This is a genomic window from Methylopila musalis, from assembly GCF_042679725.1.
GTDB classification, from domain to species: Bacteria; Pseudomonadota; Alphaproteobacteria; order Rhizobiales; family Methylopilaceae; genus Methylopila; species Methylopila musalis.
Map to the genome: position 1 here is coordinate 1 of NZ_JBHTMX010000071.1, position 13839 is coordinate 13839.

General features: G+C 70.4%; 14 protein-coding genes, 1 tRNA gene and 1 pseudogene. 9 read left to right on the forward strand and 7 right to left on the reverse strand.

The window, feature by feature from the left end; genetic code table 11:
* Positions 1 to 185: 185 nt before the first annotated feature.
* Positions 186 to 647 (reverse strand): tellurite resistance TerB family protein, encoded by a 462-nt coding sequence (locus ACFQ4O_RS09475; RefSeq protein WP_378775449.1) that lies wholly within the window; start codon positions 645 to 647, stop codon positions 186 to 188.
* Between the two features lie 205 nt (positions 648 to 852).
* Between ACFQ4O_RS09475 and ACFQ4O_RS09480 the strand changes: the two genes are divergently transcribed.
* The 8 genes from ACFQ4O_RS09480 (at position 853) to ACFQ4O_RS09515 (ending at position 7009) form a co-directional block, all read left to right on the forward strand.
* Positions 853 to 1353, forward strand: coding sequence for a TspO/MBR family protein (locus ACFQ4O_RS09480; protein WP_378775450.1), 501 nt, complete (start codon positions 853 to 855; stop codon positions 1351 to 1353).
* Positions 1354 to 1362: 9 nt separating this feature from the next.
* The gene (locus tag ACFQ4O_RS09485; RefSeq protein WP_378775451.1) at positions 1363 to 1557 is read left to right on the forward strand and encodes a twin transmembrane helix small protein; all 195 of its coding nucleotides are present in this window, start codon (positions 1363 to 1365) and stop codon (positions 1555 to 1557) included.
* 4 nt (positions 1558 to 1561) lie between these two features.
* Positions 1562 to 2125, forward strand: coding sequence for a cob(I)yrinic acid a,c-diamide adenosyltransferase (locus tag ACFQ4O_RS09490; protein WP_378775452.1), 564 nt, complete (start codon positions 1562 to 1564; stop codon positions 2123 to 2125).
* Positions 2126 to 2233: 108 nt separating this feature from the next.
* Complete coding sequence (locus tag ACFQ4O_RS09495; protein WP_378775453.1) at positions 2234 to 2974, forward strand: rhomboid family intramembrane serine protease; 741 nt, start codon at positions 2234 to 2236, stop codon at positions 2972 to 2974.
* A 100-nt stretch (positions 2975 to 3074) separates the two neighbouring features.
* Positions 3075 to 3151: transfer RNA gene (locus ACFQ4O_RS09500), tRNA-Arg, on the forward strand.
* 739 nt (positions 3152 to 3890) lie between these two features.
* Entirely contained in the window at positions 3891 to 5282 is a 1392-nt protein-coding gene (locus ACFQ4O_RS09505; RefSeq protein ID WP_378775454.1) for an NAD-dependent succinate-semialdehyde dehydrogenase, read from the forward strand.
* 68 nt (positions 5283 to 5350) lie between these two features.
* Positions 5351 to 6148, forward strand: coding sequence for a (S)-acetoin forming diacetyl reductase (locus tag ACFQ4O_RS09510; protein WP_378775455.1), 798 nt, complete (start codon positions 5351 to 5353; stop codon positions 6146 to 6148).
* Positions 6149 to 6223: 75 nt separating this feature from the next.
* A complete protein-coding gene (locus tag ACFQ4O_RS09515; protein WP_378775456.1) occupies positions 6224 to 7009 on the forward strand; it encodes an alpha/beta fold hydrolase in 786 nt (261 codons plus the stop codon).
* 111 nt (positions 7010 to 7120) lie between these two features.
* Here ACFQ4O_RS09515 and mqo read toward each other — a convergent pair whose 3' ends face one another.
* Positions 7121 to 8833, reverse strand: a complete 1713-nt coding sequence (mqo, locus tag ACFQ4O_RS09520; RefSeq protein WP_378775457.1) for a malate dehydrogenase (quinone) — start codon at positions 8831 to 8833, stop codon at positions 7121 to 7123.
* Between the two features lie 423 nt (positions 8834 to 9256).
* Here mqo and ACFQ4O_RS09525 point away from each other — a divergent pair, with 423 nt between their 5' ends.
* Positions 9257 to 9484 carry a hypothetical protein gene (locus tag ACFQ4O_RS09525; protein ID WP_378775458.1) on the forward strand — a complete coding sequence of 76 codons (228 nt, stop codon included), beginning with the start codon at positions 9257 to 9259 and terminating at the stop codon, positions 9482 to 9484.
* 67 nt (positions 9485 to 9551) lie between these two features.
* Here the strand turns inward: ACFQ4O_RS09525 and ACFQ4O_RS09530 are convergent, their stop codons facing one another.
* The 5 genes and pseudogenes from ACFQ4O_RS09530 to ACFQ4O_RS09550 form a co-directional block, all read right to left on the reverse strand.
* On the reverse strand, positions 9552 to 9944 hold the full coding sequence (locus ACFQ4O_RS09530) for an MAPEG family protein (RefSeq protein ID WP_378775462.1): 393 nt from the start codon (positions 9942 to 9944) through the stop codon (positions 9552 to 9554).
* Between the two features lie 452 nt (positions 9945 to 10396).
* On the reverse strand, positions 10397 to 11041 hold the full coding sequence (locus ACFQ4O_RS09535; protein ID WP_378775459.1) for a TetR family transcriptional regulator: 645 nt from the start codon (positions 11039 to 11041) through the stop codon (positions 10397 to 10399).
* 683 nt (positions 11042 to 11724) lie between these two features.
* Positions 11725 to 13062 (reverse strand): glycolate oxidase subunit GlcF, encoded by a 1338-nt coding sequence (glcF, locus tag ACFQ4O_RS09540; protein ID WP_378775460.1) that lies wholly within the window; start codon positions 13060 to 13062, stop codon positions 11725 to 11727.
* 29 nt (positions 13063 to 13091) lie between these two features.
* Positions 13092 to 13697, reverse strand: coding sequence for a DUF2585 domain-containing protein (locus ACFQ4O_RS09545; RefSeq protein ID WP_378775461.1), 606 nt, complete (start codon positions 13695 to 13697; stop codon positions 13092 to 13094).
* Positions 13681 to 13839 (reverse strand): annotated as a pseudogene (locus ACFQ4O_RS09550) (glycolate oxidase subunit GlcE); the annotation flags it as partial. The gene ACFQ4O_RS09545 and the pseudogene ACFQ4O_RS09550, both read right to left, overlap by 17 nt.

Below are 13839 nucleotides of genomic sequence, written 5' to 3' on the forward strand. Positions count from 1 at the left end.
CTGACAGCAGAGCGAGCGGAACGCGCGTGGTCTTGCCCGCGCCGGGCGGCGCGGTGAGCACGGCGTTCGGCCCGGCCTCGAGCCGTGCGAGCAGGCGCGGCAGCGCCTCGTCGATGGGAAGCGGCGTGGTGGTCATCGGCGGGCAGGGATGCCGAGCGACGGCGGCTCTGGCAAGAGGCCCGAGGTCAGGCCGTGCGCGCCCGCGCCGCGACCCGGCGCTTCAGCTCCACACGCTCGCGGCTGGAGACGCCGAGCAGCTCGGCCGCGCGCCACACCACATTGTCCTCGAGCTCGTGGGCGGCGCCGTCCGCGAACACGATCTCCCACATCATCTCCACCACGGCGGCGCGGCCCTCCGCGTCGAGCGCGCGCTTCAGAACGCTGGTGAAGGCGTAGAGATCGACCGCCTCCTCGTCGCGCTGGCGGGCGAGGGCGATCAGCTCCTCGGTCTCCGCGTCGCCGAGCCCGAAGCGGGCCTTGAGCACGGCGCGCAGCGCCTCGCGCTCGTGCGGTTCGGCCACGCCGTCCACCTGGATCAGGTGGACCAGCAGCGCCGCCGCCGCGACCCGGTGATCGCCGAGCGCGAAATGGCCGCCGCCGTCGGCGCCGGTCAGCTCCGACATGAACGATCGCAGACTGTCGAACATCCCGCTCCCCCGGCGCCCGTTCCCCCACTGGCTTTTGACCGTACAAGGCGTGAGCGCCGGGGCGCGAGCGCGCGCAAGCCACAGGCGGCGCGAAAACGAGAAGGCCCCGCGCCCGGCCGCCCACGACGAAGGGAGGCGCCCGCGACGCGGTCGGCGTGGCGTCTCGCCTCTCGCGGAGACCGGCGCGGCGCGCTATGTCGGGGCCATGACCGACGCCGTCGCGCCCCGCTGGCTTTCGCCGCGCTCCCTTCTCGTCCTGGCGGCCGCGCTCGCGCTCAGCGTCGCGGCCTCCGTGCTCGGCTCGGGCGTCACCACGCCGAACCTGCCTTGGTACGAGACGCTTGCGAAGCCGCCCTTCAATCCGCCGAAGGCTGCGTTCCCGATCGCCTGGACCATCCTCTACGTCCTGATGGCGCTCGCGCTGTGGCGCGCCGCCGTTCTCGGGCGCGGCGCCGCGCGGGGGAGGGCGATTCTCGCCTACGGCGTCCAGTACGTCTTGAACGTGGGCTGGTCCTTCGCCTTCTTCGGCGCGCAGTCGCCGGCGCTCGGGCTCGCGGTCATCGGCGCCCTGCTGGTGGCCATCGCCTGGACCATCGTCCGCTTCCGGGCGATCGACCGCGCCGCGGCGCTGCTGCTGTGGCCCTATCTCGCCTGGGTGAGCTTCGCGGCGCTGCTGAACGCCTCGATCCTCGTCCTGAACCGCTGAGGAGCGCCCATGGCCGCCTTCCTGTCCTCCTTCGCCGTTCCGATCGCGCTTGCGGCGGTGGCGATCGTGCTGCTGCTCGGCCTCGCCAACATGATGCGCGACGGCCCCGCCGGCCGGTCGCAGACCCTGATGCGCTGGCGCGTCGGCTTGCAGTTCGTCGCGGTGGTCGTGATCATGACCACCCTCTGGTTCATGGGGCGCTGACGCCATGGTCAAGCTGAACAAGATCTACACCCGCACCGGCGACGACGGCACCACCGGGCTCGCCGCCGGCGGACGCCGCCCGAAGCACGATCTCCGGGTCGAGGCCTACGGCGCCGTGGACGAAACCAACGCCGCGCTCGGCGTCGCCCGCCTGCATGCGGGGCCGGAGCTCGACGTCACGCTGTCGCGCATCCAGAACGAGCTGTTCGATCTCGGCGCCGATCTCGCCACCCCCGACACCGGGCAGGATCTCGGCTACGAGCCGCTGCGCATCGTGGCGAGCCAAGTGGAGCGGCTGGAGGCGGACATCGACGCCGCCAACGCCGCGCTGTCGCCGTTGAAGTCCTTCGTGCTGCCGGCGGGCACGCCGCTCTCCGCCCATCTGCACATGGCCCGCACCATCGCCCGGCGGGCGGAGCGGCTGATGACGGCGCTCGCCGCCCGCGAGCCGGTGTCCCGGCCGGCGCTGTCCTATGTGAACCGGCTGTCGGACTATCTGTTCGTGGCCGCCCGCGCCGCCAACGCCGAGGTGGGCGACGTGTTGTGGGCGCCCGGAAAGACACGCTGACGCCACATTGATGAACGGGGGCGTTGCCCTCGCTCCAGAGCGGCCGATAATCAGCCGACCGACGGCCGCGGCCTCCCGCGGCCGACAGGCGAGGACGGCGGAGAGCTCATGTTCGTCCCCATTCTGGACGACGCGCCGGTGCGGCGCATCAAGCACGCGTGGGTGAACAACGGCTTCATCGCGCTGTGCCTCGTCGTCTATGTGGCGTTCCAGTCCGGCTGGCTGCTTCCGGCCGCCACCGGCGCCGCGGTGTCCTTCGGCCTGATCCCGAGCGTGCTGTTCGGCGAGGCGGTGCTGCCCGAGGGCTATGAGGTGGTTCCGCCCTGGGCGACGCTCGTCACCTCGCTCGTGCTCCACGGCGGCGTGCTGCACCTGATCGGAAACCTGCTGTTCCTCTGGGTGTTCGGCGACAATGTGGAGGACGATCTCGGCCATGTCCGCTACGTGCTGTTCGTCCTGCTCTGCGGGATCGGCGGCGGCGTGGCCCATGCGGCCGCGGCCTCCAACCCCGACGCGCCGCTGGTCGGCGCCTCCGGCGTCGTGGCCGGGGTGGTCGCGGCTTATGTGATGCTGCATCCGCAGGTGAAGGTGTGGGTGCTGGTGTTTTACCGGCTCCCCGTTCGGCTGCGGGCGTTCTGGATCATCGGCGCCTGGGTGGCGTTCCAGCTCGGCAACGCCCTGCTCGCGGGCGAGACGCAGGTGGCGTGGTGGGCCCATGTGGGCGGCTTCCTCACCGGCGCGGTGCTGGTGGTCGCCCTGAAACGCCGCGACGTGCCCCTGTTCGACCGCGACCTCAACGCCCGCATCCGCCGCCGCGGCGCCGAGACCGCCGCCGAAGACCCGGCGTGAGGCGAGGCGGGGCCCCGCAGTAGAAGATCGCCGTCGCCCGCCCGCCATCCGTTGCGTCCGCCGCCGCGATCGGCTAGGTTCCGCCCGCTCAAGCGCGCAGGCACCCGTAGCTCAGCTGGATAGAGCGTCGCCCTCCGAAGGCGAAGGTCACACGTTCGAATCGTGTCGGGTGCGCCACTTCCCATCATTGAAAATTGCTGGCGGTTTTCGTCCGGCGCGAGACGTCGGCGTTCCCGCTGTTCCTCCGCCCGGTTTCAGGCCGCGTTCGCGCCGTGACGCGTGACGTCGGATGGCGTCTCGAACGGCGTTCGGACGACCTTCGAGCCTTCAAGGTCAAGCGTTTAGGACGTCGGCGGCGCGGCTGGGAATGGCGCTCAAGCGCCACGCGGCTGACCTCGGCCATCCCGGCCATCGTATCGCCGGTCGGGGCGTAAAACCCCTCCGAAACGCATTCCACATGCCCCATTCTGGGCATACTCACATAACCATCGTGATGCTTATTTCCCCTGTATCGCCGACGGGAGACAGGGATTTCGCCTCATGACCATCATGGTGACGGACGCCGCCGGCCGGCTTGGTCGGCGTGTCGTCCAGACATGGGCGCAAAGCCAGACCGCGTCGGACACAGGGCGCGCGCCGCAGAAGGCCGCCCCATCCGCCGCCAGTCCGACCCGGCGGCGTCTCGGCGCGCGCGCCGTTCGATGACGCGGCCCGGCGTTCCGGGCTGACCGGCGGCCGCCCGCTCCGTCACACCTCATCCGTCGTCCCCGCGCCCGAGGCGTGAGCGGTCCGATCGCGCGACGACGCACGGTGCCGCGCCTCCCTCTTAACTCTTTCCCCTCCCTGGTCCGCCGATGCGGCCAGACCTTCGACATCCTGCCGGCCCATGGGGCCGACCTTCTGGAAAGGAGCCGTCATGGCTTACGCCACGATCAATCCCTACACCGGCGAAACGCTCGCATCGTTTCCCGACGCCACCGACGCCGAGGTGAGGGACGCGATCGCGCGGGCGCACGCCGCCTTCCTCTCCTGGCGCGAGACCTCCTTCGCCGAGCGCGGCCGCATTCTGCAGAAGGCCGCCGACATCCTGAGGCGCGACAGCGACGCCTACGCCCGGCTTCTGACGCTGGAGATGGGCAAGCTCGCCGCCGAGGCGAAAGCGGAAGTGGAGCTTTCGGCCAAGATCTTCGAATATTACGTGCGCAACGCCGAGGCGCTCCTGAAGCCGGAGCGGCTGCCGGTGCTCGATCCGGCCGAGGGCGAGAACATCATCGTTCACGAGCCGCTCGGCGTGCTGCTCGCGATCGAGCCGTGGAACTTCCCCTATTACCAGATCGCCCGCATCCTCGCGCCGCAGCTCTCCGTCGGCAACACGGTGCTCCTCAAGCACGCCTCCAACGTGCCGCAGAGCTCCGCCGCCTTCGAGCGGCTGATGGCCGAGGCCGGCCTGCCGGCCGGCGCCTTCACGAACCTCTACGCCAAGCGCTCGCACATCGAGCTCATCCTCAACGACGATCGCGTGCACGGCGTCGCGCTCACCGGCTCTGAGGGCGCGGGCGCCATCGTCGCGTCGCAGGCCGGCAAGGCGCTGAAGAAGTCGACGCTGGAGCTCGGCGGCGCGGACGCCTTCGTGGTGCTCGCCGACGCCGACCTGAAGAAGACGACGGACTGGGCCGTGTTCGGCCGCCACTGGAACGGCGGTCAGGTCTGCGTCTCCTCCAAGCGCATGATCGTCGTCGACGAGGTCTATGACGACTTCCTCGGGCGCTATCGCGCGGGCGTCGCCGGGCTTGTCGCCGGCGATCCGTTCGATCCGAAGACGACGCTCGCGCCGCTGTCCTCGCAGGGCGCCGCCGACGAGGTGAAGGAGAAGATCCGGGAGGCCGTCAAGCTGGGCGCCAAGGCGGAGGAGGTCGGTCCGCCGGTTCCCAACCAGGGCGCCTTCGTGCAGCCGACCATCCTGACGGATCTCGGGGAGGACAACCCGGCGCGCTACTGGGAGTTCTTCGGCCCGGTCTCGATGCTGTTCCGCGCGAAGGACGAAGACGACGCGGTGCGCATCGCCAACGACTCCCCCTTCGGCCTCGGCGGTTCGGTGTTCACGACGGACGCCCGGCATGGCGCCGAGGTGGCGCGGCGCATCTCCACCGGCATGGTCTTCGTCAACCACCCGACCAAGGTCGAGGCCGACCTGCCCTTCGGCGGCATCCGCCGCTCCGGTTACGGCCGGGAGCTGATCGGCCTCGGCCTGAAGGAATTCGTCAACCACAAGCTGATCGGCGTCGTCGACATCGACGCGCGGTTCTAGAACTCCGGCCCCTCCCGCGTCGTGGACGGGAGGGGCTCCGGTTCAGCGAGATCTGAAGGAGCAGCAGCATGTCTGTCAGCAGGAAAGTCGCGGTGGTCACGGGCGCCGGGCAGGGCATCGGCCTCGCCATCGCGATCCGTCTCGCCAAGGACGGTTTCGCGGTCGGTTGCCTCGACTACAGCGCCGAGACCGCGACGGCGGCGGCCGACGCGATCGCGGCCGGCGGCGGCGAGGCCATCGGCGTCCAGGTCGACGTGTCGGAGCGTGAGCAGGTGTTTCGGGCGGTGGACGAGGTCGTCGCCCGCTTCGGCCGTCTGGACGTGATCGTCAACAACGCCGGGCTCGGCCCGGTCACGCCGATCGAGGACATCACGCCAGAGATTTATCGCCGGGTGTTCGACGTCAATGTGGGCGGAGTCTACTGGGGCATCCAGGCCGCCCTGAAGCACTTCAAGGCGCGCACGCCCGCCAGCAAGGGCCAGGTGGTCGGCAAGATCATCAACGCCTCGTCCCAGGCGGGACAGGTCGGCAATCCGAGCCTTGCGGTCTATGGCGCGACCAAGTTCGCCATCCGCGGCGTCACCCAGACCGCGGCCCGGGATCTGGCTCCGCTCGGCGTCACGAGCAACGCCTACTGCCCCGGCATCGTGCGCACGCCGATGATGGAAGGCATCGCCCAGAAGGTGGCCGACGCGAACGGCCAGTCGCTGGAATGGGGGCTGCAGCAGTGGGCGAAGAACGTAGCGCTCGGCCGCATCTCGGAGCCGGAGGACGTCGCGGCCTGCGTGTCCTACCTGGCCGGTCCCGATTCGGATTACATGACCGGGCAGGCCCTCATCATCGACGGCGGCATGGTCTTCAACTGATCGCCGTCGCCGGACGCCGGCGTGTCTGACGTCGCTGAGGGGCCGCATGCGGCCCCTCTCATCTCATGAGGGTCCATGTTCGATCGGGGACGCGTCATCTCCGCCGGCGAGGCGGCGCTTTATGTGGCGGAGGCCGGCCGGCGCGACGGCGCGCCGATCGTCCTGCTCCATGGCGGCCTCGGCGGCCGGAGCGACTTCGAGCCGCTCGCGGCCCATCTCGCGGCGGAGCACAGGCTGGTCGTCCTCGACAGCCGCGGGCACGGGCGCTCGCCGCTGGGCGATGCGGTCCTGAGCTATCGCCAATTGACCGAGGACGTCGCCGCCGTGCTCGCGGCGCTCGATCTCGGGGATGCGGGTATCATCGGCCACAGCGACGGCGGGATCGTCGCGCTGCGGCTCGCCGCGTCGGGGCTGGCGCGGCCGCGCTTCCTCGTCACGGTCGGCGCGCATGGATCGCTGCCGGCGGACGATCCGACCCGCGCGCTCTACCGCTCCGTCACCGCCGCCGGGTGGCGCGAGATGTTTCCCGCCGAGGTGGCGCGCTACGAGGCGGAGAACCCGGCGCCGGATTTCGAGCGCCTGTTCGAGGCCGTCCGCGCCATGTGGCTCGGAACCGGGCCGGACGCCTATCCGGACCAATCCGTCCGCCGCATCGCCGCGCCGCTGCTGGTCGTGCATGGCGACGAGGACATTCTCGTCTCGCGCGCGCAGGCGTTCGAACTGGCGGAGGGCGTGGCGGGCGCACGGCTTCTGAACCTGCCGTTCGCGTCGCACACGGTGCTGCAGGACAGCCCGGCCGAGGTTGCGCCGGCGCTGACGCGCTTCATCGCCGGCATTGGCCGCGACGGGACGGCGGGCTGACACCGGCCGGACCTCGCAAGGTCTTGTCACGCATCGGGCGGCGCGCCGGCATCCCGACGCGCCGCCCGATGGCGATGGTCCTTGGTCCGCCTCAGGGGAGGCGGGCGGACGTCAGAGCTTGATCTCCCGATCGACAGGCGCGGGCGCGTTCGAGGGCGCGCTGACGCCGGCCGTCACGCCCGCCAGATCCGGCGCGGGGAACGCCAACTGCAGCGCGTCGGTGGTGTCGTTCCACACGCTGGCGAGCAGGGCCGGATCGCCGTTCAGCTTGCGGCCGTAGCTCGGGATGATCGTCAGCAGCTTGTCCTTCCACGCGCCCGCGACCTGATCGGGGAAGGCGCGCTCCAGCAGGCGCACGATGATCGCCGGCGAGGTGGAGCCGCCGGGCGAGGCGCCGAGCAGCGCCGCGATCGAGCGATCCTTGGCCATCACGATCTCGGTGCCGAGCTTCAGCACGCCGCCCTTCTTCGGGTCGTTGTAGATGATCTGCACGCGCTGGCCGGCCTGCCACAGGCGCCAGTCCTCGTCCTTCGCCTCCGGATAGTAGCGGCGCAGCTCGGCGAGCTGGGCCTCGCGGGACTGGACCAGCTGTCCGGCGAGATAGTTCACCAGCGCGATCTCGTTCCAGCTGACCTGAAGCGTAGGGGCGATGTTGTCCAGCGTCACCGAGGCCGGCAGGTCGAAATAGGAGCCGTTCTTCAGGAACTTGCTCGACCAGGTGGCGAAGGGGCCGAACAGCAGCACGCGCTTGCCGTCGAGCACGCGCGTGTCGAGATGCGGCACCGACATGGGCGGCGAGCCGACGTCCGCCTTGCCGTAGACCTTGGCGAGGTGCTGGGCGGCGACCTGTTCGTTCTCCGTCACCAGGAACGAGCCGCCCACGGGGAAGCCCGCATAGGCCTTGCCTTCCTCGATGCCGGAGAGCTGCAGCAGCGGCAGCGCCGCGCCGCCGGCGCCGATGAACACGAAGCGCGCGTCCACCGTCGAGATCTTGCTGCTGTCGTTGACGTCGAAGGCGGAGACGCGCCAGGTCCCGTCGGTGTTGCGGGTGATGGAGCGCACCTCCACGCCGGTCGTGAGCGCGAAGGTCGGCTTCTTGGCGAGATGGCCGAAGAACTGCCGGGTGATCTCGCCGAGATTGACGTCGACGCCGAGCGTGGAGCGCGTCGCCACCAGATTGGCGGTGTCCTTGCGGCCCGCCATGGAGAGCGGGATCCACTCCGCGATCTTGGCCGGATCTGTGGTGATCTCCATGCCGGTGAACAGCGGGCTGGCCTTCAGCGCCTCCACGCGGCGGGTGATGAAGTCCACGTTCTCGGCGCCCCAGCACAGGTTCATGTGCGGGGTGGAGTTGATGAACGCGCGCGGGTTCTCGAGGATGCCGGTGCGGACCTGATGGGCCCAGAACTGGCGCGAGATCTGGAACTGCTCGTTGATGTCGATCGCGCGGTTGATCTGGACCTCGCCCTTGTCGTTCTCGGGCGTGTAGTTCAGCTCGCACAGCGCCGAATGGCCGGTGCCGGCGTTGTTCCAGCCGTTCGAGCTTTCCTCGGCGACGCTCGGCAGCCGCTCGAAGGTCTCGATCGTCCAGGTGGGCTCCAGCTCCGCCAGCGCCACGCCGAGCGTCGCGCTCATGACGCCGCCGCCGATGAGCAGGACGTCCACTTTGCGCTGGGCCGTCTCGGCGCGGTACTGGCCGGCCGTCGCCCACTTGTAGGCGAAGAAGGCGGCGCCGGCGCCGAGCGCCGTGCCGAGAAGACGGCGGCGGGTGATCGCGAGCGGCTTGGACGCCGCGGAGGGACGCGTGGTTCCGTTGTCGGTCATGGTGGTGCTCCGCAGAGGGCCGCCCATGGCCGACCCGACATCGCGCGCGGTGTCGCCGGCCGATGTTTTTTGTAACGATTACAGTCACCTGTCAGGCGACTTAGACGAAGGTCTATATACAAGGGTGGACAAAGTGTCCAGCTTTGCGGCGGCGGTGTGTTCCCCATGCGCGGCCTCGGAACACGTTCCGATCGCGCAGCTCTCAAAAGACGTGGGATTCCAGACAGCTGGCCGGTTTCGCTCGGCGTCTCCGGGATGGCGCGGCCGTCACGCCGGACGCGCTTTCAGCCTTCTCCTAACGATATGAATGGAATCGATTATGAAAATCGATGTCATTCGTTTGAATGATTTTCTGCGGCGCATCATTTTGCTGGTCAAGACAGCGCGGAACGCTCCGCGCCCACCACCTGAAGGGGTTTGACCATGTCCAATCGTGTTGTCGCCGCCGCTGGCGTCGCCGCCGTCGCCACCTACGCCGCGGTCGCGGCGTCCCTGCTCGCCCTGCCGCCCTTCGTCGTCACGACGCCCGCCGTGCGCACCGCTCAGGTCGAGACGGTCGTCGCGCCCGCCGCGGCGCTCCCGGTCCGCGCGTCGGGCGTGACGGGCGAAGGCCCGGCGAAGCAGGCCGCGGACGGGCTTCCGCCCGCATGATATGACGCCGCCCCGGCGCGAGGCCGGGGCGGTTCGGCGTTCGCGGTCTTGCGCCGTCCTCTTGCGCTCAGCGCAGCAGAAGGGCGACGGCGGGGATCAGGATCGTCAGGAAGGTGATCACCACCGCGCCGCCGCGAAACACGAACTGCGTCCAGTGGTTCGGCGGCGTCAGCATGCCGTAAGGATGCGCCAGCCGCGCCAGCAGCAGCGCGATCAGCAGGCCGCGCGTCAGGCCGGCCGACCCGCCACCGGCCTCGTAAAGCCCGATCAGCAGCAGCGCGAAGGGCACGTATTCCGCGAAGTTGCCATGGGCGCGTATGCGCCTGGCGAGGCCGTCGTGGCCGCCGTCGCCATGCAGCACGTTCTCGCCCACCCGCCCGGCCACCACCCAGCCGGACAGGGCGACGAACAGGATGGCGAGCAGCGCGCCGTAAAAGGCGGTGAGGGCGGGGAAGACGATCGGCGCCATGGGGGCCTCTCCGGTTGCGGCCGGCGGCGCGCCGGGCTCAGCGGTGAACCGCCGCTTCGGCGGTTTCGTTCCGGAACGCGCACGGCGGGCTGGGTGAGGCGGTCGCGGCCGAAGGACGTGATCCCCGGCCGCGACCGCCTCGGGCGTTCGCCGCGGCGCCCTCTTGCCTGATCCGCGTGACGGGCGTGCGACGGCCGAACGTCTCCGCCGGGCGGTTCCGTTTCCCATCGTCGCATCGCTGTCGTAAAAGCCAAGGGCTGGCGTCCCTCCGGTTTCGATCGGAGGGCGCAGGGGAGCTGCGGGCGACGTTGGGGGACGCTTGCGCCGCCGCCCGCAGCTCTTAGCCCCGTCGTCGGACCGGGATCTGGGTCCGGTCCGACGACGGAGATCGTGCGCGGCGACGGCTCATCGGGCCGCGCCGCGAAAGGGTCAGGCGGCGCGCGTCAGGTCGCGGCCGCCGGTCGCGCCGGCGCGGGCGACGAGCCCAGCGCGGCGACAAAGGCTTCGACGATCGCGCAGCCGCGGCTCGTCAGGTCCATGTCGTCGGGCGCCTCCAGCCAGCGCCGCAGCAGGCCGAACACCAGCGCGCGAAACGCGCCTTGCGCCAGCTCCGGCGTGAAGGCGGCGTTCAGCCGGCCGCGCTCGCGGGCGAGCGCGAACAGATGCCCGAACTGTTCGTCGAGCGAGCAGTTGGCCTCGTCCTGCCGGCGGATCGCCTCCGCCATCTCGTCGGTGTATTCGCAGCGCATCAGCAGGATCGCCAGAACGCGGGCCTGCCGCTCGTCCGCCGCGATGGCGCGGAAGATGTCGCACACTCGGTCTCCGACCTCGCGCAGAGGGTCGAGCTCGGGGCAGTTGACGATGCAGGCGCAGAGCTCCTCCTGCGGCAGACGCGCGCGCTGCTGCATCGCGAGGAACAGATCCACCTTGTTGGTGAAGTGCCAGTAGACCGCGCCACGGGTGACGCCGGCGGCGCGGGCGATGTCGTCCAGCGACGACCGCGCGACCCCGCGCTCGAAGAACACATGCTCGGCCGCGTCCAGGATCAGGTCCCGGGTCTTCTCCGCCTCCGCCTTGGTCTTGCGCATGAACCGCGCCCCTCCGATGGGAGGAAGCTACATCCGTGTATGTATGTATGTAAAGAGCCTTTGCGGCGGCGCGGCGAGATTGTGCGCGGGGAGGTGGGAAGGGGGTCAGGAGTGAGCGGGTTCGGGCGGATCGGGTTGGACGGTGCGGGTCGGGTGGCGCGGGTCAGGCGGCGATTAAGGGGCGGCGATCGCGCGAGGCGTCCCGTCGGCTGGGCGGGAAGAGGAACGGCGTTCGCGGACGCCGCCGTGTGGAGGGCCCGTCGCGCCTGTTTGGACATCCGCAAACCGTCATGCCCGAGCTTGTCTCGGGCATCCACGACTGGACACGCGCAAGCCTTCGCCGGAGGGGCAGTCATGGATACCCGCGCGAAGGCGCGGGCATGACGGCGGGGGCTTCGAGAGCCGCGCTGCGGCGTTCTTGGGGCTGGTTCTGACGTCGGCGTGCTCGCCGGAATGACCATGCGTCGCGCCTGCCCCAGCCATACTCTCCACCGTCATGCCCGAGCTTGTCTCGGGCATCCACGACTGGGCAAGCGCAAGCCTTTGCCGGAGGGGCAGTCGTGGATGCCCGCGCGAAGGCGCGGGCATGACGGTGAGGGCTCCGACTGCGCGCTGCGGCGCTCTTGGGGGCGGCTCTGACGGCGGCGCGCCCGCCGGAATGACCGTGCGACGCGCCGGCGCCGCTACTCCGCCGCGTCCGCCGCGCGCACGAAGCCGTGGCCGTCGAGCGCTGCGGGTAGGGGGCCGCCGGTGGCCCAGTCGGCGAGTTCCGTGAGGTGCAGGAAGGGCAAATCGTTCGCCCCGCGCAGTTGCGTGAGGCAGCCGATGTTGCCCGCCACCACCGCCTGCGCGCCGGTGCGGGCGATGTTCGCGGCCTTGCGGTCGCGCAGACGCGTGGCGATTTCGGGCTGGAGGATGTTGTAGGTGCCGGCCGAGCCGCAGCACAGATGCCCCTCGGCGGGCTCCTTCACCCGGAAGCCCAGCGCCTTCAGCGCCGCCTTGGGCTCGTCCTTGATCTGCTGGCCATGCTGGATCGAGCAGGCGGCGTGATAGGCGATCGTCTGGCCCGTGCGGCGCGCGGGGGCGAGCGGCAGGGTCGCCAGAACCTCCGAGACGTCCCTCGCCAGCGCCGACACCCGCGCGGCTTTGGCGGCGTAGGCCGCGTCACCCCGCAGCATGAAGCCGTAATCCTTGATGGTGGTGCCGCAGCCGGAGGTCGTGACCACGATGGCGTCGAGCCCGTTGGCCTCGATCTCCCGCGTCCAGGCGTCCACGTTGCGGCGGGCGCTGGCGAGGCTCTCCTCCTCGCGGCCCATGTGATGGACCAGCGAGCCGCAGCAGCCCTCGCCCGCCACATGGACCACCTCGACGCCGAACCGGGTCAGCAGCCGGATGGCGGCGTCGTTGATGGCGGGCTCCAGCACCTTCTGGGCGCAGCCCTGCAGCAGCGCCACGCGGGCGATGCGCGCGCCCTGCGCCGGAAAGGCGCGCGGCCCGTCCTGGGCGGAGCGCGCCGGAACGCGCGCCGGCGCCAGCGCCAGCATGGCGGTGATCCGCTTCAAGGCCGGAACCTTCGCCAGCAGGCCGGCTGCCGGGCGGGCGAGCCCCGCGCCCTTCAGCGCCAGCCGGAAACGCTCCGGATAGGGCAGCACCCGCGCCAGCAGCGCGCGCAGCGCCCGGTCGGCGAAGGGGCGGCGATAGGTCTTTTCGATGTGCGCCCGGGCGTGGTCGACGAGGTGCATGTAATGCACGCCCGAGGGGCAGGTGGTCATGCAGGACAGGCACGACAGGCAGCGGTCCACATGACGCGCCACCTCGGCGGTGGCGGGCTTGTCGCCCTCCAGCATGTCCTTGATCAGGTAGATGCGCCCGCGCGGCGAATCGAGCTCGTCGCCCAGCAGCACATAGGTGGGGCAGGTGGCGGTGCAGAAGCCGCAATGCACGCAGGTGCGCAGGATCTGCTCGCTCGCGGCCAGCTGCGGATCGACGGCGAGACGCTCGGGGGCGAAGGAGGTCTGCATGGCTCTCTCGGGGGAATGCGGCCGGCGGCTCAGCCGCCGGTCTGCCAGTCCTTCACCGCCTCCAGCGGATAGAGGATCATCAGCACGTTGAGGGTGAGGTTGTCGCGGATCAGGATCAGCGTGGTCAGCTCCATGGCGAGCGCGAGCGCCACGGTGAGCGGCCAGGGCGCCTTGCGGGCGAACAGGAAGCCCAGAACCATCGCGAGGATGTCGGAGACCGAATTCAGCACGCTGTCGCCGGCATAAGCGTCGGACGAGGTGTTGGCGCGGTAGCGCTCGATCACCAGCGGCGAGTTCTCCAGCACCTCCCAGGCGCCCTCCACCGCGATCGCCGCCACCAGCGCCCAGGCGAAGGGAAGGGGGATCTTGAGCCGGCGAAAGATCAGCGCCGCGACGCCGTAGAAGATGAACCCATGGATGATGTGGGACGGCGTGTACCAGTCGCTGAGGTGCTGGGAGGTTCCACTGTCGTTGGCCGCGCCGTGCCACAGCTCGATCGTTCCGCAGGGGCAGATCGGTGGACGGCCCATCAGCAGCAGCGTGACGGCGAACAGCGCGATCAGGCCCGCCCCCGCGAGCCACGGCGTCGGGCTCCCGGAGGCGCGGAGCAGGGCGGCGTCAGGCGCGGCGGTCATGCATCTTTCCCGGATTGAGCACGCCCGCCGGGTCAAAGGCGGCGCGCACCTTGCCGGCGAGCGACGCGAGCGCGGGCGTCTCCGGCTCGAACACGCCGACGGCGGCGCGCACGGCGTCCGGCGCGCGGACCAGCGTGGCGTG

Bases quoted from the DNA above. Each gene is read 5' to 3' on its own strand.
- ACFQ4O_RS09475 (WP_378775449.1), bottom strand. From the start codon at position 647: ATGTTCGACAGTCTGCGATCGTTCATGTCGGAGCTGACCGGCGCCGAC.
- ACFQ4O_RS09480 (WP_378775450.1), top strand. From the start codon at position 853: ATGACCGACGCCGTCGCGCCCCGCTGGCTTTCGCCGCGCTCCCTTCTC.
- ACFQ4O_RS09485 (WP_378775451.1), top strand. From the start codon at position 1,363: ATGGCCGCCTTCCTGTCCTCCTTCGCCGTTCCGATCGCGCTTGCGGCG.
- ACFQ4O_RS09490 (WP_378775452.1), top strand. From the start codon at position 1,562: ATGGTCAAGCTGAACAAGATCTACACCCGCACCGGCGACGACGGCACC.
- ACFQ4O_RS09495 (WP_378775453.1), top strand. From the start codon at position 2,234: ATGTTCGTCCCCATTCTGGACGACGCGCCGGTGCGGCGCATCAAGCAC.
- ACFQ4O_RS09505 (WP_378775454.1), top strand. From the start codon at position 3,891: ATGGCTTACGCCACGATCAATCCCTACACCGGCGAAACGCTCGCATCG.
- ACFQ4O_RS09510 (WP_378775455.1), top strand. From the start codon at position 5,351: ATGTCTGTCAGCAGGAAAGTCGCGGTGGTCACGGGCGCCGGGCAGGGC.
- ACFQ4O_RS09515 (WP_378775456.1), top strand. From the start codon at position 6,224: ATGTTCGATCGGGGACGCGTCATCTCCGCCGGCGAGGCGGCGCTTTAT.
- mqo (WP_378775457.1), bottom strand. From the start codon at position 8,833: ATGACCGACAACGGAACCACGCGTCCCTCCGCGGCGTCCAAGCCGCTC.
- ACFQ4O_RS09525 (WP_378775458.1), top strand. From the start codon at position 9,257: ATGTCCAATCGTGTTGTCGCCGCCGCTGGCGTCGCCGCCGTCGCCACC.
- ACFQ4O_RS09535 (WP_378775459.1), bottom strand. From the start codon at position 11,041: ATGCGCAAGACCAAGGCGGAGGCGGAGAAGACCCGGGACCTGATCCTG.
- glcF (WP_378775460.1), bottom strand. From the start codon at position 13,062: ATGCAGACCTCCTTCGCCCCCGAGCGTCTCGCCGTCGATCCGCAGCTG.
- ACFQ4O_RS09545 (WP_378775461.1), bottom strand. From the start codon at position 13,697: ATGACCGCCGCGCCTGACGCCGCCCTGCTCCGCGCCTCCGGGAGCCCG.